This window comes from Rhodococcoides kroppenstedtii (assembly GCF_900111805.1).
Classification (GTDB): domain Bacteria; phylum Actinomycetota; class Actinomycetes; order Mycobacteriales; family Mycobacteriaceae; genus Rhodococcoides; species Rhodococcoides kroppenstedtii.
In genome coordinates, this window is record NZ_FOJN01000019.1 from 22,685 (window position 1) to 42,784 (window position 20,100).

Below are 20,100 nucleotides of genomic sequence, written 5' to 3' on the forward strand. Positions count from 1 at the left end.
CGCGTCGTTACGTGGGCGGGGTGCCGAAGAGCGCTTTCACACTCTCGACGGTGTCGGCCTGCTCGGCGGTCTTGTCGTCGCGGTAGCGCACCACGCGGGCGAAGCGCAGCGCGATGCCGCCGGGGTAACGGGTGGAGCGCTGCAGCCCGTCGATCGCGATCTCGACCACTTGCACGGGCTGCACGTGCACGACGTGGTCGGATCGGTGCGTCTCGAGGCCCAGGAAGCGTTCGGTCTGCCATGCCAACATCTCGTCCGTCATGCCCTTGAACGTCTTGCCGAGCATGACGAACCCCCCGGCGGGATCGACGGCGCCGAGGTGGAGGTTGGACAGCAGGCCCGTCCGCCGACCCGACCCCCATTCGACGGCGAGCACCACGAGGTCGACGGTGAAGACGGGCTTGACCTTCACCCACGCCGCCCCGCGTCGACCGGCCTCGTACTTCGCCGCCGGGTTCTTGATCACCACGCCCTCGTGCCCCGCGGCGACGGCGGACGCGGCGAACCGCTCCGCCTCCGCGGCGTCGGCCGTCGTCAGGCGCGGCACGCGGTGGTCGGCGTCGACCAAGCGATCGAGCACCGCGATGCGGTCGGCCCACGGGCGGTCGAGCAGGTCGTCGCCGTCGACGTGCAGGACGTCGAAGAAGTACGGCGTCACCGCCACCCCGGTGGCCTGCGCGGTGCGCGAGGCCGTGTCCTGGAACGGGCGGGGGCGGCCGTCGTCACCCAGCGCGAGGGCTTCGCCGTCGAGTACCACCGAGTCGACGGGCAATGAGCGCACGTAGTCGACGACCTCGGGGAGTCGAGAGGTGATGTCGTCGAGACTGCGCGTCGCGATGGACACCTCGTCGCCCGTGCGGTGCACCTGGATGCGAATCCCGTCGAGCTTGGTGTCGAGGGCCACCGGACCGCCGGCGGTCCCGGCCGCCTTGACGGCACCGTCGGTGACGGTGGGGGCGCTCGAGGCGAGCATGGGCGAGACCGGCCGTCCCACGGTGAGTCCGATCGCCGCGAGGGCGTCCTCGCCGCCGGTCACGGCGGCTTCCGCCGCGGCGGGCGTGGATCCGGACAGCATGGCGGCGCGCCGCACCGCGGCCAGGGGAAGATCGGTCGCCGCGGCGACGGCCTCCTGGACGAGCGCGTCCAGGGCGCCCTGCCTCAGTTCGCCGGTGACGAGTCCGCGCAGCCAGGTCTGCTCGGCGGCGGTCGCCCGGCCGAAGAGGTGCTCCGTCTCCTCCGCTCGCGCTCGCTGCGATCCCGGGCCCGACAGCTCCGACAGGCGCTCGAAGACGCCGTCGACCTCGGTCACGGTCAACGTCGAGGCCTCCGCCGGACGGGGCAGGCGGGCGAGGCCCCGCCAGCCGAGCCCGGTGCGCCGTTGGCGAAGCATCCCCGAGGCGTAACGCACCACCAGTCCCACCTCGTCCGCGGTGCACCCGCCGACCAGTTCGGCGAGGGCGGCCACTTTCGCCTTGCGTGAACGCGTGGCGGCCACGGTGGCCGAGGTGTCGACGATGCGCGCGAGGTCCATGGGGCCATTCTGGACTCGGGGACCGACACCGGTGGCCGTCCCTGTCGGTTCCGGGCCCGGTTCGTGTCGGTGGTCGGGCCTACTCTGGTGTCATGGCATTTGCGGCTGAACAACCGGTTCTCGCACACTCCGAGCACCGGCCCGTGAGCGAGATCGAGCGCAGCACCCGGCCCTTCGAGGTCGTCAGCGAGTACTCCCCGGCCGGCGACCAGCCGGCCGCGATCGAGGAGCTCGCCCGCCGGATCAACGGTGGGGAGAAAGACGTCGTTCTCCTGGGCGCCACCGGTACCGGCAAGTCGGCCACCACGGCGTGGTTGATCGAGCAGGTCCAGCGTCCGACGCTGCTCATGGCGCCGAACAAGACCCTCGCCGCCCAGTTGGCCAACGAACTCCGAGAGATGTTGCCCAACAACGCCGTCGAGTACTTCGTCTCGTACTACGACTACTACCAGCCCGAGGCGTACATCGCGCAGACCGACACCTACATCGAGAAGGACTCGTCGATCAACGACGACGTCGAGCGCCTGCGGCACTCGGCCACGGCCAACCTGCTCTCGCGGCGGGACGTGGTGGTGGTCGCGTCGGTGTCCTGCATCTACGGTCTCGGCACCCCACAGTCCTACGTCGACCGGTCGGTGTATCTGAAGGTCGGCCAGGACGTCCCGCGCGATCAGTTCCTGCGATTGCTCGTCGACGTGCAGTACACCCGGAACGATCTCGCCTTCACCCGCGGATCCTTCCGGGTGCGCGGCGACACCGTCGAGATCATCCCGTCCTACGAGGAACTGGCCGTCCGGATCGAGTTCTTCGGTGACGAGATCGAGGCGCTGTACTACCTGCACCCGCTCACCGGGGACGTGGTGCGGGAGGTCGACAGTGTGCGCATCTTCCCCGCCACGCACTACGTGGCGGGTCCCGAGCGTATGGAGCGCGCGGTTCGGGACATCGAGGCGGAGCTCGAGGAGCGGCTGGCCGACCTGGAGAACAAGGGCAAGTTGCTCGAGGCCCAGCGGCTGCGTATGCGCACGCAGTACGACCTGGAGATGATCAAGCAGGTCGGCTTCTGCTCGGGCATCGAGAACTACTCCCGGCACATCGACGGCCGTCCCGCCGGCACCGCGCCCGCGACGTTGATCGACTACTTCCCGGAGGACTTCCTCCTTGTGATCGACGAGTCGCACGTCACGGTGCCCCAGATCGGCGCCATGTACGAGGGCGACATGTCCCGTAAGCGCAACCTCGTGGAGTTCGGCTTCCGCCTGCCGTCCGCGACGGACAACCGTCCGTTGACCTGGGAGGAGTTCACCCAGCGCATCGGCCAGACCGTGTACCTGTCCGCCACCCCGGGCAAGTACGAACTCGGGCAGAGCGGCGGCGAGTTCGTCGAGCAGGTCATCCGGCCGACCGGGCTGGTCGATCCGGAAATCGTGGTCAAGCCCACCAAGGGGCAGATCGACGATCTGGTGCACGAGATCCGGGAGCGCACCGAGAAGGACGAGCGCGTCCTGGTCACCACCCTCACCAAGAAGATGGCCGAGGACCTGACCGACTACCTCCTCGAACTCGGCGTTCGCGTGCGCTACCTGCATTCGGACATCGACACGCTGCGACGGGTGGAGTTGCTCCGGCAACTGCGCCTCGGCGAGTACGACGTGCTCATCGGCATCAACCTGCTGCGTGAGGGTCTCGACCTTCCCGAGGTGTCGCTCGTCGCCATCCTGGATGCGGACAAGGAGGGCTTCCTGCGCAGCGGGACCAGCCTCATCCAGACCATCGGTCGCGCGGCGCGCAACGTGTCGGGCCAGGTCCACATGTACGCGGACACGATCACCGAGTCCATGCAGTACGCGATCGACGAGACCGAGCGCCGGCGCGCGAAGCAGATCGCCTACAACGAGGAGATGGGGGTCGATCCGCAGCCGCTCCGCAAGAAGATCGCGGACATCCTCGACCAGGTTTACGAGGAGGCGGAGGACACCGACAACGTCATCGACATCGGCGGGTCCGGTCGCAACGCGAGCCGCGGGCGGCGTGCTCCGGGTGAGGCCGGCCGCGCGGGCAGCAGCGGTGTGGTCGAGGGACGAGACGTCTCGACGATGCCGCGTGCGGAACTGGCGGACCTGGTCAAGCAGCTCACCGACCAGATGATGAACGCGGCGCGCGAGCTGCAGTTCGAGTTGGCCGGGCGTCTGCGCGACGAGATCCAGGACCTCAAGAAGGAACTGCGGGGGATGGACGCCGCCGGTCTGTCGTGACACGACGATCGGCGGCGGCCGCCCCGCTCAGCTGATGACGTCCGCTCCGGTCAGCTGGTGATGTCCTTCGTGGCGAAGCGCCGCCACGCCACGATGCCGAACAGCGTGGCGTAGGCCAGGGAGGAGAACGCCCCGTCCAGCAGGTCGTTCCACGAGAGCGTGGGGGAGAGGACGCTCGTCCACGAGGTGGAGTAATGCCCCGGCAGAGCGTTGCGCAGCGAGCCCAGGGCGGTGATCTGGTCGAGGATCTGCGCGACGATCGACACCATGACGGTCCCGCCCACCGCCCCGAGCGGAGCGTCGGTCGAGACGGACAGGGCCATCGCCAGGCCGGCCACCCAGGTCAGGTTGATCGCGATGAACACCACGCCGATCGCGAGCCGCCCCAGCGAGGTCCCGAAGGCCAACGAGTCGCCGAACGGGGACACCAGCGCGCCGAACCCGTACAGCGCGCTGCCGAGCACGAGCGAGACACCGACCAACGTGACCAGCGCCGCCACGGACAGGATCGCGGACACGATCGCCTTCTGCCGCAGCAGTCGTCCGCGCGCAATGGGGACCGCCAGGAGGTAACGCAACGACGACCACGACGCCTCGCTGGCCACCGCGTCCCCGAAGAACAGCGCGACCACGACGATCAGCAGGAACCCGACGGAGACGAACAGCGCGAACACCGTGAAGTTGACGCCGCTGCGCGTCCCCAACTCGATCAGACTGCCGCTGGCACTGTCGGATTCCGACCCGCCGACCGCGAACGCGATGGCCAGGATCACCGGCAACAGGGCCAGGAACCCGAGGGACACCTGCGTGCGGCGGCGGGTGAACTGACGGGTCAGCTCGGTGCGGATCGACAGGGTGCGGCCGGCGTCGAACCCCGCGACCCGCCCGTCGCCGGCCCCGGCAGAGCCGGACTGCTGGGTTTCGGTGCTGCTCACGCGCGTGCTCCTGACGTCGTCGTCGGTTCCGGACGGTCACCGGATGCCGTGTCGTCGTGGACGAGTTCGAGGAACACGTCCTCGAGGCGGGTGGACCGGGACGCCGACGACACCGCGATACCGCCCGTCACCAGCGTCCGGATCGCCACGGCGGGATCCGTGGCGCCCAGCTGTGCCTTGACGGCTCCGGTGTCCTCGTCGACGACCACCTCGCCCACGCCGTCGAGGCGCCGCAGCACCTCGGCGGCGTCCGCCGGCCGGTCGACCCGGAACTCCACGGGACCGCTCGCCCCGATCAGGTCCTCGACCGTCCCGGCGCTGACCACGACGCCCTTGTTCATCACGACGACGTGCGTGCAGGTCTGTTCGACCTCGGCCAGCAGGTGGCTGCTGACCAGGACCGTGCGACCGGTGCGCGCGTACCGGATGAGGACGTCGCGCATCGTGCGGATCTGCGGCGGGTCGAGCCCGTTGGTCGGTTCGTCCAGCACCATGAGGTCCGGCAGTCCCAGCATCGCCTGAGCGATGGCCAGACGCTGCCGCATGCCCTGGCTGTAGGACTTCACCTTGCGATCGACGGACCGTCCCAGGTCCGCGATGTCGAGCGCATCCTCGAGGTGCGCGTCCGCGAGGGGACGGCCGGTGGCGCGCCAGTACAGCTCGAGGTTGTCCCGGCCCGACAGGTGCGGGAGAAAGCCCGAGCCCTCGACGAACGATCCGAGCCGCGACAGCACGGGAGCGCCCGGGGTCACGGCGTGGCCGAACACGCGGATCGACCCCGCCGACGGGGTGATCAGACCCATGAGCATGCGCAGCGTGGTGGTCTTGCCCGCGCCGTTGGGACCGAGCAGTCCCAGAACCTGGCCGGTCTCGACGCGGAACGAGACACCGTCGACGGCTCGGAATCCGTTGGCGTAGTTCTTGGCCAGATCGGTGATCACGAGGGGAACGTCGGTCAGCGCGGGGTCGACGTCCGCGGCCGTGCGTCGGCGTGCGCGGACGGTCGCCGCCACGGCCAGTGCCGCCACCAGCGCCGCGAGTGCGGTGATCCCGACGACCGGAACCACCGGGAACGACGACGTCGTGTTCTCGGCGGGAACCGTGGGCAGCGCCACCCGCCCGTCCGTCAGGGCGACGGAGATCGCGGCAGGCTCCAGCGGAACCGCGTAGTTCTGATCGGTGGTGGCGAACGCCACCTCGATGCGGTGGCCGGCCGCGATCTGGTGGGTGATCGCGGGCAGCGACACCGTCACCGTCGTCGGGGTCGCCGACGGCGCCACTCGGACGGCCGACACGAGACCCGACGGCAGCGTCCGCCGTCCGTCGTCGGACACGTCGTAGAGCTTGGCGAACAGCACCGTTCCACTCTCGGCGGTGGTCGGACCGACCGTGACGTCGACGGTGGTCGATCCGGTGACGGTGAAGGACCGCTCCAGCGGCTCGCTGACGAAGGATGCCGTCTGGCCGGGCAGGTCGCCGGCGAGCAGCGGCCCGAGTGCGTCCGATGCTCCACCGGGAAGCCCGCTGAGCGATCCCACACCGGGGAACGACGACACCGCGGACGGTGACGCACCCGGTGGGCGGGCGATGATCTGCGTGGGCGTGCCGGTGGCGGAGGTGAGTGCGAACTCGGTGCGCTCGGTGTCCGCTTCTCCGGACAGGCCGGGGTAGCGCGCTGCCACGAGGTCCCGCGCCCGGTCGCCCTGGTCCGTCGGGTCTCCGGCGAGGGTGTAGGCGAATGACGGATCCGCCGGATGGGGGTCACCCGTCAGGTGGTCGACGAGGAAGTCGGCGACGGCGGCATCGGCGACGGGACCGGTCCCTCCGGCGTCGTGGCCGCCGTCGAACCACCGCACCTGAACCGAGCCACCGGCGTCGGCGATCTGACGAGCTGTGGCGTCGGCCTGCTCGAGGCCGAAGAGGGTGTCACGCTGGCCCTGCACCAACAGGGTCGGTGCGGTGATGGACGCCGCGACCGACGACGGCGAGCGTTGGCGCAGCAGCTCGGTGGTCTCGGGTGACGGTTGTCCACCCACCGCGGAGGTGGCATAGGCGGCGCAGACGTTCAGGGCGAATCGGCCGCAGGCGGCCGCGGGATCGGACGGGTCGAGAACGGGTGCGGATGCACCCTGCCCGGCCGTGGTCGCGCCCGACGTGTCGCTACCGGCATCGGTACTGCCACCGCCACCGGCCGGGAGTACGCCGGCGCCGAAGAAGATTCCTGCCCACCCGCGCTTGAGGACGCCCGCATCACCGTTCTCGGACGGCGCGGGCGTCGTGGTCGGTGTCCCCGATCCGGCGGCGGCGGAGTAGTTGGGGAACAGGCTCTGGTTCAGGTCGTTCCACGTGATGGACGCCGCATCCGCGTCGATCCGCGGATCGGTGCCCGCCGCCATCAACGCCAGCGCGCCGCCGTACGACCCACCGGCCACACCGACCCGGGGATCGCCGGGGACATCCAGTTGCACCTCCGGCCGGGTGGCGAGGTAGTCGATCAGCGCCCGAGCGTCGGCGACCTCACGGTCGGGATCGTTCAGTCCGATGCGCCCGGTGCTGGCGCCGAATCCGCGGGCGCTGTACGCGAGGACCACCAGTCCGCGCGACGCGAGGTCCCGCGCCTGACCGTCCACCGAACTCTTGTCGCCGCCGAAGCCGTGCGCGAGGATCACCGCCGGGGCGGGCTCGGGCACGTCCGGAAGGTAGACGGTGGCGTCGAGTTGCACGGTCGACGACGACCCCGGCCCCTCCGGTACCTCGCGGACGACCTCCTCGGTGCGCACGGCCGTCGTGTCGGAGGCGGTGGTGCGCAGGGCCACGACACCCACGATCGCCAGGACCACCAGAACGACGAGTCCGATGACGACGGGGCGCGCGAGGAGAGAACGTCCGGACGGTCGGACGCGGGGACGGGGCATGGCAACGAATGTAGGCGAGCGGGCCGTCGGCTGCCGCCGAGGCCGACCGTGCGCCCGCTGCGCGCCCGGTGGAACGCCGGGGCGACCGACCCGGGACGTCGTGGCTTACCCGAAGCCGTGTCGGGGCATTCGGCCTGCGACTAAGGTCTATCCGACACTCGACCACCGTCCGATCTCGGACCCTTCGTCTCGACAACGTCCTGTCGATCGACCCACTGGAGGAATGCATGAGCGCTTACCGCACCGTCGTCGTCGGAACCGACGGTTCCGATTCGTCCTTGCGGGCCGTGGAGAAGGCGGCGGCGCTGGCGGGGGACGCCGACGCCACCTTGTTCATCGCATGCGCCTACTACCCGGCGGACTCGAAGGCGTCCGGCCACGATGCCGACGTCCTCGGCGAGGACGCCTACCAGATCACGGGATCCGCTCCGACACAGGAGATCCTGCGCACGGCGCGGGAGCGGGCGACGTCCGCCGGCGCCACCTCCATCGAGGAGCGTCCCGTCGTCGGCAACCCCGTCGACGCTCTGCTCGAGCTCGTCGGTGAGACGAAGGCGGACCTGCTGGTGGTGGGCAACCGCGGCCTGAACTCGCTGACCGGCCGGCTGCTGGGATCGGTGCCGTCGGATGCCGCGCGCAAGGCGCGGTGCGACGTTCTCATCGTCCACACCACACGCTGAGTCACGGTTCCCGAGGCGTTCACCGCCCGCGCCGCTCGCGGCGTCGGGTGGTGAACCGTCACCAGGTCGCCCCTGCGGCGCCCCCAGTCGCCCCTACGGTCGGGCCGAGTACGGGGGAACGTCGCCCAGAACGTCGGGCAGCGGGAGTGAGTGCACGATGTCCACCCGCTGTGTGGCCCGGGTGAGGGCAACGTAGAGATCGTTCAGTCCGCGGGCGGAGTCGGCGAGAATGCCGGCGGGTTCGACGAGGACGACCGAATCGAATTCCAGTCCCTTCGCCTCGCGCACGGTGCTCACCGTGACGTCGGCGCTCGCCCACACGCGGAGCGGCTCGACGAGCGCGGCGGGAGCCAGGACCGCCGAGGTGCCCGGGCGCGGATGGGTGGCGACGTGCCGTCCGACGGCGGCCGAGAGATCGGCGGCCGGCACGTGGTCCGCCCGGGGGGCGTCGGTGCCCTCCCGGACCGATCGGGGCGGAGTGGCCGCCGGGTCGAGTTCGGCCAGCACCCGATGCGCGAGTTCCATGATCGCGGCGGGCGTGCGGTAGTTGACCGTCAGCTCGGTCAATTTCCAGCGACGCGCGACGTACGGCCCGAGCACGTCCTGCCAGTTCGTCGTGCCGGCGGGCGCACCGGTCTGCGCGACGTCTCCCACCAGCGTCATCCACCGGTTCGGGATACGTCGCATCACCATGCGCCAGGCCATCGGCGACAGTTCCTGAGCCTCGTCGACGATGACGTGTCCGTAGGTCCACGTTCGGTCGCCGGCGGCGCGCTCCGCTGCGGTCAACCGACGCGTGTTCTCGTGTCGTTGCGCCAGCCGGTCCGCGTCGACGAGGTCGTAGGCCATGAGGATCTCGGGGTCCAGTTCGTCCTCGAGGTCCTGCGGTGCCGAGCCGGTGAGGATGTCCAGCGCACCCTGTGCGTCCTCGATCTCCGCGCGCCAGCGTCGCCGTTCCCGTTCCCGCTCCGCGGCATCGTCGATGCCGAGCAGCTCTGCCAGCTCGTCCAGCAGGGGAGCGTCCGACGGGGCGAAGCGGCCGTCGTCCGCGCGCGCGACAGCCTGCCGGTCGGTGTCGGACCAGGTCGGGGTCGCGGTACGCAGCCGCTCCGGAGACGCGAGAAGGTCCGCCAGCACCTGCTGGGCGGTCAGGTCCGGCCACAGGCGTGCCAGCTCGCGCTGGATGTCGGGGTCCGCGCGCATCTCGTCGCGGGTGTCGGCCAGATCGTCGCGACTGAGCAGGTTCGCCCCACCGAGCACGTCGCCGCCCACTTGCGCGGCGAACTGGTCGGCCAACAGGTCGATCATGGTGGACACGAAGATCGGGCGCGCGAGGTTGTGCGGGCGGCGCGACGATCGCGCGCGGCCGCGCGCTCGCGTCACCGTCTTCCGGTCGATGCGCAGGGGATAGCCGTCGAACTGGACGACGACGGGCTCTCGCGGCACTTCCTGGCGGTCGCGCACGGCGGCGACGAGAACATCGACGACGGCGAGGTCGCCCTTGAGTTCCGCCTCGCGCGCCGTCTCGGACCGGCTCGCGTCGACACCCGGGAAGAGCGTGCCGACGGTGGCCAGCAACACCCCCGTCTCGCCGAGCGACGGCAGCACCTGACCGATGTAGTCGAGGAAGGTCGAGTTGGGGCCGATCACCAGCACGCCGCTCTTGTCGAGCTGCTGACGGTACGTGTACAGCAGGTACGCCGCGCGATGCAGCGCGACGGCCGTCTTGCCGGTGCCCGGCCCACCCTGCACCACCAGCACGCTGCGGTGGGTGGACCGAATGATGTCGTCCTGCTCGCGCTGAATGGTCTCGACGATGTCGGTCATGTGCCCGGTCCGCGCGGCGTTCAACGCGGAGAGCAACGCGCTCTCGCCGGCCACGCCGTCGCTGCCGATCTCCACGCCCGCATCGCGGGCCGCGTCGAGATCGAGGAACTCGTCGGCGACTCCCGTGACGGTGCGGCCGCGCGTGCGGAGGTGGCGGCGGCGCCGCACGCCCTCCGGGGCCGCCGGTGTGGCCAGGTAGAAGGGACGCGCGAGCGGTGCGCGCCAGTCGTACAGGAGCGACTCGAAGTCGTTGTCCTCGTCGAGAATGCCGAGTCGCCCGATGTACCGGGGGGCGTCGTCCTCGTCGACGTCGATGCGGCCGAAGCACAGCCCGTTCTCCGACGAGTCGTACTTGGCCAGGTCCTCGGTGTACAGCGCGCTGAACGATTCCCGTTCGCTGCGGGCCTGCGGCGTCCCGCCGGTCTCGAGCAGCACGGTGCCCAGACGGGATTTCGCGTACGCGCGGAGCTCGTCGAGACGTCGGTAGAGCACGTCGAGGTGGCGCTGTTCGTCGGCCAGCGCGGGGTCGACGGCAGGGGTGGGGCCGTCGGGTTCGCCGGGGGACGAGGGGGTGGCCGGATCCGGCACTGGGCCTCCTGAAGGCAGAAACGAGAGCCAGAAGAGTCTACGGGCGTCGCACACGACGACGGCCGACGCCTCCGGGAGGGAGGGCGTCGGCCGTCGACGGAGTTGCTGACCGATCCGGGGATCAGACGTACTGGTGCACGGTGCTCTCGATCTGCGCGCGCGCGGACCGGGCGCGCTTCTCGGCGTCCTTCAGCGACGACTGGAGCTGCTTCTGCGCGTCCTTGCTTGCCGAGGCGTACTTCTTCTTGTAGTCCTTGCGCGCCTGCTCGAGCTGCTTGCGCGCTTCCTTGCGCTGCTTCTTGGTGGCCTTGCGGGCCTTCTTGCCGTACTCGTCCAGCAGGTCGGACCCGTCCTTGCGGGCCCGCTCCGCCAGATCCGCACCGCGAGCGACGGCCACGTCGGCGTACTTGCTGCCCTTGTCCTGGGCGACCTCGGCGAGGTCGGAGGCGCGGGCGGCCGCGAGGTCGGCCCACTTGGCGCTGCGCTCCTTGGCCAGCTCGGCCAGCTTCCCGCCGCGGTCCTGCGCGACGTTCGCGAGAACGGCGGCCTGCTCGGCTCCCTTGTGCGCCGCGACCTCGGCGTAGGGCTGCACGCGCTCGGCCGCGACCTCGGCGAACTCCTTCGCCTTGTGGCCTGCGGACGCCAGCGTGTCGGAGGTGTCCGAGGACGACGCGAGCGGGATGGCCCCGGCGACGGCCACCTTCGCGTTGCGCGCGGCGCGCTTGCTGCGCCAGGCGACGGAAGGCTTGCCCTCGGTGTCGACGGCGGCGATCAGCAGACCACCGAGCAGGCTGACGTTCTTGAGGAACTGGGTGCGCTGCAGAGCCTTGGCCTCCGGGTCGGTCTCCTCCCAGAAGGCGTGACCCGCGAGGGTCGTCGGCACCAGGCTGCCGGCGAGGACGGCCGACGCGATGCGCGGCGCCTTGCCCGTCGCGAGCAGAACGCCGCCACCGATCTGGATGGCCGCGTTGATCTTGACGAGCGTCTCCGGATCGTCGGGAACGTTCTGGGTGACCTCGTCGGGAAGGACGTCCTGACTCTTGTCGATCAGCGGCTTCGCGGCCTTCGCTCGGCCGGACGGGTTGCGCAGTGCGTCCACGCCCCCCGCGACGAAGATGGATGCAAGCATCGGTCGGGCGATCCGGCGGACAATCACTGAGCCTCCTGCAGAACGGCGGTCTGGGACGGTGGAACGGGTGTGCGAACCCGCCGCCGACGAGGGCGACCGGTCCGCATCACCGGTAGCAGTACCCCCGGGCCCCCCGAGTCAATCCCCGTGACGGGCGTCGGCTGCTGTGACCGCGCACGGTCACCACCCGCGCTCGCGCCATTCCCCGAGGTGCGGGCGCTCGGCACCGAGCGTGGTGTCCTTGCCGTGGCCGGGATAGACGACGGTGAAGTCGTCGAACCGCGCGAACAACTTGGTCTCGACGTCGTTCAGCAACGACTCGAAGTTCTCCGGCCCGTCGGTCTTGCCGACGCCGCCGGGGAACAGGGAGTCGCCCGTGAACAGGTGGACGCGGCCGTCGGCCGGGTCCGTCACCGCCAGGGCGATCGAGCCCGGCGTATGCCCGCGGAGGTGGATCACGTCGACGTCCACGTCGCCGACCGTCACACGGTCACCGTCGTGCAGCAGCGTGTCGGGGACGACGGGGAGCGGGTCCGCGTCGAGCGGGTGCGCCGCGGTGGGCGCGCCCGTCGCGTCGACGAGTGCCGACAGCGCCTGCCAGTGGTCGGCGTGCTGGTGTGTGGTGACGACGAGCTCGACGCGCGGCGCAGCGGAGGCGACGAGCGCACGCAACGTCTCGGCGTCGTTCGCGGCGTCGATCAGCAGCGCGGAACCCGTCCGGGAACAGACGACCAGATAGGCGTTGTTGTCCATGGGGCCCACCGAGGTCTTCACGATCGCGGCATGCGACAGCGTTCGCCGCTGTGCGCTCCCGTCGGACACGTCGCCGGTGTAGTCGTCGGACACGGTGCGCTCGGTGGGGCTCATGAGCGTGAGATTACCCACGTCGGACGCCGTCGAGCGCCGGAGACCGGGCCGTGCGCCGACGTGTGGCACGACGTGTCGGTGGTCCGGCCTATGGTCGGGAGCGGTCCTCGGTGCCGAATCGGACGGTCGGAGGAACCCGACGCGCGACGGCGTGGGGACAGTGGCGCGGGACTGCGACGGCGCGGGGACAGTACGGACAGCACGGTGATCGGCCGTGCGAGACGAGAGGACGGACCGTGGCGGATCGCCTGGTCGTGCAAGGCGCACGTGAGCACAACCTGAAGGGCGTCGACGTCGACCTGCCCAGAGACAGCCTGATCGTGTTCACGGGCCTGTCCGGATCCGGGAAGTCGTCGCTCGCGTTCGACACGATCTTCGCCGAGGGACAGCGGCGCTACGTCGAGTCGCTGTCCGCCTACGCGCGCCAGTTCCTCGGCCAGATGGACAAGCCGGACGTGGACTTCATCGAGGGCCTGTCCCCGGCGGTGTCGATCGACCAGAAGTCGACCAACCGCAACCCCCGCTCCACCGTCGGCACCATCACCGAGGTGTACGACTACCTCCGTCTGCTCTACGCCCGCGCCGGCACCGCCCACTGCCCGCAGTGCGGTGAGCGCATCGCGAAGCAGACGCCGCAGCAGATCGTCGATCAGGTGCTGGACATGGAGGAGGGCCTGCGCTTCCAGGTTCTCGCACCCGTGGTGCGGACGCGCAAGGGCGAGTTCGTCGACCTGTTCGAGCAGCTGAACACGCAGGGCTACTCCAGAATTCGTGTCGACGGCACGGTGCACCAGCTGACCGATCCGCCGAAGCTGAAGAAGCAGGACAAGCACGACATCGAGGTGGTCGTCGACCGCCTGACGGTCAAGGCGTCGTCGAAGCAGCGGCTGACCGACTCGGTCGAGACCGCGCTCCGCCTCGCCGACGGCATCGTGGTGCTCGACTTCGTCGATCGGGAGGAGGGTGCGGCCGACCGCGAGCGGCGGTTCTCCGAGCGGCTCGCGTGCCCCAACGGTCACGCCCTGTCGATCGACGAGCTCGAGCCCCGGTCCTTCTCCTTCAACTCGCCCTACGGCGCGTGCCCGGAGTGCGCGGGCCTGGGAGTCCGCAAGGAGGTCGATCCGGATCTCGTGGTGCCGGATCCGGACCTGTCCCTCGCCGACGGCGCCATCGCCCCGTGGTCGATGGGGCAGACGTCGGAGTACTTCGGCCGGCTGCTCGGCGGCCTGGCCGACGCGATGGGCTTCGACATCGACACCCCGTGGCGCAAGCTCCCGGCGAAGGTGAAGCGAGCGGTCCTCGAGGGCAGCGAGCACCAGGTCCACGTTCGCTACAAGAACCGCTACGGGCGCACGCGGTCCTACTACGCGGAGTTCGAGGGCGTCATGCCCTTCCTGCACCGCCGCATGGATCAGACCGAGTCCGACGCCATGAAGGAGCGGTACGAGGGATACATGCGGGAGGTGGCCTGCCCGGTGTGCGACGGCGCTCGCCTCCGGCCGGAGATCCTGTCGGTGAGCATCACCGCAGGTGACTTCGGGGCGCTCTCGATCGCGCAGGTCTGTGCGCTGTCCATCGCCGACTGCTCGCGGTTCCTGAACACGCTGACCCTCGGGACCCGCGAGGAGGCGATCGCCGGCCAGGTGCTCAAGGAGATCCAGGCGCGCCTGGGATTCCTGCTCGACGTGGGCCTCGAGTACCTCACGCTCTCGCGTGCGGCCGGCACGTTGTCCGGCGGCGAGGCGCAGCGCATCCGGCTGGCCACGCAAATCGGCAGCGGCCTGGTCGGTGTGCTGTACGTGCTCGACGAGCCGTCCATCGGCCTGCACCAGCGCGACAATCGGCGCCTGATCGACACGTTGACCCGTCTGCGCAACCTCGGCAACACGCTCATCGTCGTCGAGCACGACGAGGACACCATCCGCACCTCGGACTGGGTGGTCGACATCGGCCCCCTCGCCGGCGAGCACGGCGGCCGGGTCGTCCACAGCGGCACGTACAAGGAACTGCTCGAGAACACGGAGAGCCTGACCGGCGCGTACCTCTCCGGTCGGTCCGCCATCGCCGTGCCCGAGGCTCGACGCGCCGTCGACCCGAAGCGCAAGGTGACGGTCGTGGGTGCGCGCGAGCACAATTTGCAGGGCATCGACGTGAGCTTCCCGCTCGGCGTTCTCACCTCGGTGACCGGGGTCTCGGGATCCGGCAAGTCGACTCTCGTGAACGACATCCTGGCCACCGTCATGGCCAACAAGCTCAACGGTGCTCGGCAGGTGCCCGGTCGGCACACCCGGATCAACGGTCTGGACCAGCTGGACAAGCTCGTCCGCGTCGATCAGTCACCGATCGGTCGGACGCCGCGGTCCAACGCGGCCACGTACACCGGGGTGTTCGACAAGATCCGGACTCTCTTCGCGGCGACCACCGAGGCGAAGGTGCGCGGGTATCAGCCGGGACGGTTCTCGTTCAACGTCAAGGGCGGTCGGTGCGAGGCGTGCTCCGGGGACGGCACCCTCAAGATCGAGATGAACTTCCTGCCCGACGTGTACGTCCCGTGCGAGGTGTGCCACGGTGCCCGCTACAACCGGGAGACCCTCGAGGTCCACTACAAGGGCAAGACCATCGCCGAGGTCCTGAACATGCCCATCGAGGAGGCGGCGGACTTCTTCGAGCCGATCACCTCGATCCACCGCTACCTCAAGACGTTGAACGAGGTGGGCCTGGGTTACGTCCGCCTCGGTCAGCCGGCGACCACCCTGTCCGGCGGTGAGGCCCAGCGCGTCAAGCTGGCCGCGGAGTTGCAGAAGCGGTCGATGGGCCGCACGGTCTACATTCTCGACGAGCCCACCACCGGGCTGCACTTCGAGGACATCCGCAAGCTGTTGCTGGTGATCAACGGGCTTGTCGACAAGGGCAACACGGTCATCGTCATCGAGCACAACCTCGACGTCGTGAAGACGTCCGACTGGGTCATCGACATGGGACCCGAGGGCGGGTCCGGCGGCGGCACGATGGTCGCCGAGGGCACGCCCGAGGACATCGCGGCGACGCCGGAGAGCTACACCGGCAAGTTCCTGCGCGAGGTCCTGGGTCAGGCGCCGCCGGCGCCGGCCGTGCGGACTCGTCGGAAGCGCAAGCCCGTCGGAGTCTGAGCCCGCCTCGACCCGGAACCGGTCGAGCCCTCGATCGTCCGACCCCCGATCGTCAGTACACGGGCCCGGTGTACTTCTCGCCGGGTCCGGCGCCCGGTGCGTCGGGGTGCGCGGACTGCTCGCGGAACGCGCGCTGCAGCGCCTGCAGGCCTTCTCGGATGGGGCCGGCGTGCGGTCCGAGGAACTCCACCGAGGCCGTCACCAGTCCCGCGAGGGCGGTGATGACGCGTCGGGCCTCGTCCAGATCGAGGTGGGGGCTGTTCTCGGGATCCTCGTCGGAGAGGCCGAGCTTCTCCGCGGCGGAACTCATGAGCATCACCGCCGAGCGGCTGATGACCTCGACCGCAGGAACGTCGGCGAGCTCGCGCACGGCCGTGGGCCCGGTGGGGGACGGGTCGCTGGGGGACGAGTCGGTGGGGTCGGAGGAAATGCCGGCGTCGGCCGCGTCGCTCATGAACTCACCTTCTCACGCGCGAACAGGCCGGTGGGTGGGTGGGAACGACACCGCTCGGTAGCGCCGACGCGATTCGGTCACCGGCGGCCCGAGTGGTATCGTTGCGCCACGACCGCCTTCAGGTGACCAGTTCGCCCGGAGGCCGCAAGTGGAGTCCGTCTCCCACCTCTGTTCGGTTCGCCGTTCAGTGGTCCGGTCCCTCGCACTGCGGTGCGTGACGTCGAGTTTCGTGTCGGCGTCGTCGAGCTCCGGCTCGGGTGGACCGGTCGGTACCGGACCCCGCTGTCCACGAGGAATCGTGGCCACGGGGTCTTTCGCGTCGATGGGCCCGAGCACTGCTCGGGAATATCTCACCGGCTCGGGGTGTCGACGGAAGGCGAGGCGCACTGGCGCCGGTCCGGCACAGTCCGTCACCGCACTACCGAGGAGGCCCCATCAGCACTGAGACTCGCATCAACGATCGCATCCGCGTTCCCGAGGTCCGACTTGTCGGACCGGGTGGAGAACAGGTGGGGATCGTGCGTGTTGAAGATGCGCTACGCCTGGCTCTGGAGGCCGATCTCGATCTGGTCGAGGTCGCCCCCGATGCCCGTCCGCCGGTCTGCAAGATCATGGACTACGGCAAGTTCAAGTACGAGGCAGCGCAGAAGGCTCGTGAGTCGCGCAAGAACCAGCAGCTCACGGTCATCAAGGAGCAGAAGCTCCGCCCCAAGATCGACGATCACGACTACGAGACGAAGAAGGGCCACGTGGTCCGCTTCCTCGAAGCCGGCTCGAAGGTGAAGGTCACCATCATGTTCCGAGGACGCGAGCAGTCGCGCCCGGAGCTGGGTTACCGCCTGCTGCAGCGTCTGGGTGCAGACGTCGCGGAGTTCGGATTCGTCGAGACGTCCGCGAAGCAGGACGGCCGCAACATGACGATGGTTCTGGCCCCGCACAAGGGTGCCAAGACTCGCGCCAAGGCCGCCGAGCAGTCGCAGGCACGTCCGGCAGCTCCCGCTGCCCCTCCCGCTTCACCCACACCGGGCGCGTAGCGCGCCCCGGTCCGTACACGGTCGATCCGCACGCTCGGATGCGGGTCGACGCAACACAGAACTGAGGATTCATGCCCAAGTCGAAGACGCACAGTGGTACGTCGAAGCGATTCAAGGTGTCGGGTAGCGGAAAAATCCTGCGCCAGAAGGCCGGCCGTCGCCACCTGCTCGAGCACAAGTCCTCGCGTGTCACCCGCCGCCTGGACGGCAAGGCCGTCGTGAGCGCGAACGACGTTCCCCGCGTCAAGCGGCTGCTCGGTCTCTGACACCCTCCAACCCGGGCCGTCCCACGGCCCCAGATCGACAAGGATTCACCAGTGGCACGCGTCAAGAGGGCGGTCAACGCCCAGAAGAAGCGCCGTTCGATTCTCGAGGCGTCCAGCGGTTACCGCGGACAGCGCTCGCGTCTGTACACCAAGGCGAAGGAGCAGCAGCTCCACTCGCTCACCTACGCCTACCGGGACCGCCGGGCGCGCAAGGGTGACTTCCGCAAGCTGTGGATCACGCGTATCAACGCGGCGGCCCGCGCCAACGACATCACCTACAACCGCTTCGTCCAGGGCCTGAAGATCGCGGGTGTCGAGGTGGACCGCAAGATCCTCGCCGAGCTCGCCGTGTCCGACGCAGCGGCGTTCACGAGCCTGGTCGAGATCGCCAAGGCCGCTCTGCCCGCCGATGTGAACCAGCCGGGAGAAGCAGCCTGACCGGCTCCCCCGACAGCTCCACGCGACCCGCGGCTCCGCTCACCGAGCGGACACCGCGGGTCGTGTCGGCTGTGAAGCTCCATCGCGGTGCCGAACGTCGCCGGACCGGACTGTTTCTCGCCGAGGGTGAGAACGCCGTCGTCGAGGCGGTCGCCGCCGGCGCCGCCCTGCGCCTCTTCGCGACGCAGCGCTGGGTCGACCGCGACGGGGGACCGGTCACGGCCGCAGGCGCCGCCGGAGTGCCGGTCGACGTCGTCACCGATCGCGCCGCCGCGGCGTTGTCCGACACGGTGACCCCGCCCGGTCTGATCGCCGTCGCGCGGTCGGTCGTCGTCGGCGTGGCGGATGCCGTCGCCCCGGGGCAACGGCTGGTGGCGGTTCCCGTCGAGATCGCCGAGCCCGGTAATGCGGGCACGCTGCTGCGGGTGGCCGACGCCGCGGGAGCCGACGCCACCGTGTTCGCCGGGGACAGCGTGGACCCCGAGAACGGCAAGGCCGTGCGGGCGTCCGCGGGCAGTCTGTTCCACCTTCCCGTCGCGCGGGAACGCTCGATCGACGCGGTGCTGGACGCCGTGCGCGGCGCCGGCCTCACCGTCGTGGCCACCACCGTGGACGGCGAGGTGGACCTCGACGACGCCGACGATCTGCTCGCCGGTCCCACCGCGTGGCTCTTCGGCAACGAGGCCCACGGGTTGTCCGCCGAGGTGGCGTCGGCCGCGGATCACCGGGTGTCGATTCCGATCCACGGCCGCGCCGAAAGTCTGAACCTGGCCACGGCTGCCACGCTGTGTCTCTACGCCAGCGCCCGCGTCCACCGTCGCCGGCGACCGTGAGGGATGCGGGTCGATCGGTGCCCATCGCCTAGGATTTCCCCCCGAGAAGAACCTGCTCGGGCGGGCCGCACAGCGATCGCCGTCCGACGGCGGTCGAGACGAACGGAGACAGTCGACGTGGAGCGGGACGAGAGCGCGGGCCAGGATGGGGACGAGGCCCGGCTGCTGACGGACGACGCCCTCGACGGCGCGGTCGCCGAGGCGCAGGCCGCCTTCGACGCAGCGGGTGACCTCGACGCGCTGACCGAGGCGAAGACCGCGCACATCGGGCCCAAGGCGCCGCTGGCGTTGGCCCAGCGTGCCCTGGGGCAGCTGCCGAAGTCGGAGCGTGCGGACGCGGGCAAGAAGGTCAAGATGGCGCGCGACCGCGTCAAGGAGGCGCACGACGCCCGCCGCGAGGCCCTGGCCGCCGAACGTGACGCCGCCGCCCTGGTGGCCGAGGCCATCGACGTCACTCTCCCGGCCGTTCGTCGCCCCATCGGAGCGCGGCACCCCATCACCGTCATCGCCGACCAGGTGTCCGACGTGTTCGTCGCCATGGGGTGGGAGGTGGCCGACGGCCCGGAGGTCGAGGCCGAGCACTTCAACTTCGACGCCCTGAACTTCCTGCCCGATCACCCGGCGCGGACGCTGCAGGACACCTTCCACGTCGCCCCGGAAGGGTCACGTCAGGTTCTGCGGACCCACACGTCGCCCGTGCAGGTGCGGTCGATGCTCGAGCGCGAACTGCCGATCTACGTGGTGTGCCCCGGCCGCACCTTCCGGACCGACGAGCTCGACGCCACCCACACACCCGTCTTCCATCAGGTGGAGGGGCTCGCCGTGGACAAGGGTCTGACGATGGCCCATCTGCGCGGCACCCTCGATGCGTTCGCCCGCGCGTTGTTCGGACCGGAGACGCGAACGCGTATGCGTCCCAACTACTTTCCGTTCACCGAGCCCTCCGCCGAGGTGGACGTCTGGTTCCCGCGCAAGAAGGGCGGGGCCGGCTGGGTCGAGTGGGGCGGCTGCGGCATGGTCAACCCCAACGTGCTGCGGGCGTGCGGGGTCGATCCCGAGGTCTACAGCGGGTTCGCGTTCGGCATGGGCCTCGAGCGCACCCTGCAGTTCCGCAACGACATCCCGGACATGCGCGACATCGTCGAGGGCGACGTCCGCTTCGGACTGCCGTTCGGCGTGCAGGGCTGACACCGCTCGGT

General features: G+C 69.9%; 15 protein-coding genes. 8 read left to right on the forward strand and 7 right to left on the reverse strand.

The genetic code is table 11. The annotated features are described in order from the left end of the window. Positions 1–7: 7 nt before the first annotated feature. Positions 8–1,531: an ATP-dependent DNA ligase gene (locus tag BMZ18_RS17785; protein ID WP_068365672.1), complete on the reverse strand. Its 1,524-nt coding sequence runs from the start codon at positions 1,529–1,531 to the stop codon at positions 8–10. Positions 1,532–1,623: 92 nt separating this feature from the next. Here BMZ18_RS17785 and uvrB point away from each other — a divergent pair, with 92 nt between their 5' ends. Continuing rightward, positions 1,624–3,786 carry an excinuclease ABC subunit UvrB gene (gene uvrB, locus BMZ18_RS17790; protein WP_068365671.1) on the forward strand — a complete coding sequence of 721 codons (2,163 nt, stop codon included), beginning with the start codon at positions 1,624–1,626 and terminating at the stop codon, positions 3,784–3,786. Between the two features lie 50 nt (positions 3,787–3,836). On the opposite strand, the gene BMZ18_RS17795 is transcribed toward uvrB, so the two are convergent. Continuing rightward, a complete protein-coding gene (locus BMZ18_RS17795; protein WP_074922351.1) occupies positions 3,837–4,721 on the reverse strand; it encodes an ABC transporter permease in 885 nt (294 codons plus the stop codon). Continuing rightward, positions 4,718–7,636 carry an alpha/beta fold hydrolase gene (locus BMZ18_RS17800; RefSeq protein WP_068366746.1) on the reverse strand — a complete coding sequence of 973 codons (2,919 nt, stop codon included), beginning with the start codon at positions 7,634–7,636 and terminating at the stop codon, positions 4,718–4,720. Before BMZ18_RS17800 ends, BMZ18_RS17795 begins: the two co-directional genes overlap by 4 nt. Before the next feature lie 227 nt (positions 7,637–7,863). Between BMZ18_RS17800 and BMZ18_RS17805 the strand changes: the two genes are divergently transcribed. After that, positions 7,864–8,316 (forward strand): universal stress protein, encoded by a 453-nt coding sequence (locus BMZ18_RS17805; protein WP_068101644.1) that lies wholly within the window; start codon positions 7,864–7,866, stop codon positions 8,314–8,316. A gap of 93 nt (positions 8,317–8,409) precedes the next feature. On the opposite strand, the gene BMZ18_RS17810 is transcribed toward BMZ18_RS17805, so the two are convergent. From BMZ18_RS17810 to BMZ18_RS17820, 3 genes are all read right to left on the reverse strand, one after another. Then, positions 8,410–10,731, reverse strand: coding sequence for a HelD family protein (locus BMZ18_RS17810; protein WP_074922352.1), 2,322 nt, complete (start codon positions 10,729–10,731; stop codon positions 8,410–8,412). Positions 10,732–10,852: 121 nt separating this feature from the next. Then, on the reverse strand, positions 10,853–11,887 hold the full coding sequence (locus BMZ18_RS17815; RefSeq protein WP_074922354.1) for a DoxX family protein: 1,035 nt from the start codon (positions 11,885–11,887) through the stop codon (positions 10,853–10,855). A gap of 153 nt (positions 11,888–12,040) precedes the next feature. Next, positions 12,041–12,727: an MBL fold metallo-hydrolase gene (locus BMZ18_RS17820; RefSeq protein WP_068366649.1), complete on the reverse strand. Its 687-nt coding sequence runs from the start codon at positions 12,725–12,727 to the stop codon at positions 12,041–12,043. A gap of 236 nt (positions 12,728–12,963) precedes the next feature. On the opposite strand from BMZ18_RS17820, the gene uvrA reads away from it, so the two are divergent. Beyond that, positions 12,964–15,876 carry an excinuclease ABC subunit UvrA gene (gene uvrA, locus BMZ18_RS17825; RefSeq protein WP_068366646.1) on the forward strand — a complete coding sequence of 971 codons (2,913 nt, stop codon included), beginning with the start codon at positions 12,964–12,966 and terminating at the stop codon, positions 15,874–15,876. A 52-nt stretch (positions 15,877–15,928) separates the two neighbouring features. Here uvrA and BMZ18_RS17830 read toward each other — a convergent pair whose 3' ends face one another. Next, complete coding sequence (locus tag BMZ18_RS17830) at positions 15,929–16,330, reverse strand: DUF1844 domain-containing protein (RefSeq protein ID WP_170851511.1); 402 nt, start codon at positions 16,328–16,330, stop codon at positions 15,929–15,931. A gap of 386 nt (positions 16,331–16,716) precedes the next feature. Here BMZ18_RS17830 and infC point away from each other — a divergent pair, with 386 nt between their 5' ends. From infC to pheS, 5 genes are all read left to right on the forward strand, one after another. After that, a complete protein-coding gene (gene infC, locus BMZ18_RS17835) occupies positions 16,717–17,364 on the forward strand; it encodes a translation initiation factor IF-3 (RefSeq protein WP_068105734.1) in 648 nt (215 codons plus the stop codon). 71 nt (positions 17,365–17,435) lie between these two features. After that, complete coding sequence (gene rpmI, locus BMZ18_RS17840) at positions 17,436–17,630, forward strand: 50S ribosomal protein L35 (protein ID WP_068101631.1); 195 nt, start codon at positions 17,436–17,438, stop codon at positions 17,628–17,630. A gap of 51 nt (positions 17,631–17,681) precedes the next feature. Further along, positions 17,682–18,068 carry a 50S ribosomal protein L20 gene (rplT, locus tag BMZ18_RS17845; RefSeq protein ID WP_068101628.1) on the forward strand — a complete coding sequence of 129 codons (387 nt, stop codon included), beginning with the start codon at positions 17,682–17,684 and terminating at the stop codon, positions 18,066–18,068. After that, positions 18,065–18,901, forward strand: coding sequence for a TrmH family RNA methyltransferase (locus BMZ18_RS17850; RefSeq protein WP_068365814.1), 837 nt, complete (start codon positions 18,065–18,067; stop codon positions 18,899–18,901). Before rplT ends, BMZ18_RS17850 begins: the two co-directional genes overlap by 4 nt. Before the next feature lie 117 nt (positions 18,902–19,018). Continuing rightward, positions 19,019–20,089, forward strand: coding sequence for a phenylalanine--tRNA ligase subunit alpha (gene pheS / locus BMZ18_RS17855; protein WP_068365811.1), 1,071 nt, complete (start codon positions 19,019–19,021; stop codon positions 20,087–20,089). The last annotated feature ends 11 nt before the right edge of the window (positions 20,090–20,100 follow it).

What these genes read in the sequence shown, in the direction of transcription:
- BMZ18_RS17785 (WP_068365672.1), bottom strand. Translation starts at nt 1,531, where the DNA reads ATGGACCTCGCGCGCATCGTCGACACCTCGGCCACCGTGGCCGCCACG.
- uvrB (WP_068365671.1), top strand. Translation starts at nt 1,624, where the DNA reads ATGGCATTTGCGGCTGAACAACCGGTTCTCGCACACTCCGAGCACCGG.
- BMZ18_RS17800 (WP_068366746.1), bottom strand. Translation starts at nt 7,636, where the DNA reads ATGCCCCGTCCCCGCGTCCGACCGTCCGGACGTTCTCTCCTCGCGCGC.
- BMZ18_RS17805 (WP_068101644.1), top strand. Translation starts at nt 7,864, where the DNA reads ATGAGCGCTTACCGCACCGTCGTCGTCGGAACCGACGGTTCCGATTCG.
- BMZ18_RS17820 (WP_068366649.1), bottom strand. Translation starts at nt 12,727, where the DNA reads ATGAGCCCCACCGAGCGCACCGTGTCCGACGACTACACCGGCGACGTG.
- BMZ18_RS17830 (WP_170851511.1), bottom strand. Translation starts at nt 16,330, where the DNA reads ATGAGCGACGCGGCCGACGCCGGCATTTCCTCCGACCCCACCGACTCG.
- rpmI (WP_068101631.1), top strand. Translation starts at nt 17,436, where the DNA reads ATGCCCAAGTCGAAGACGCACAGTGGTACGTCGAAGCGATTCAAGGTG.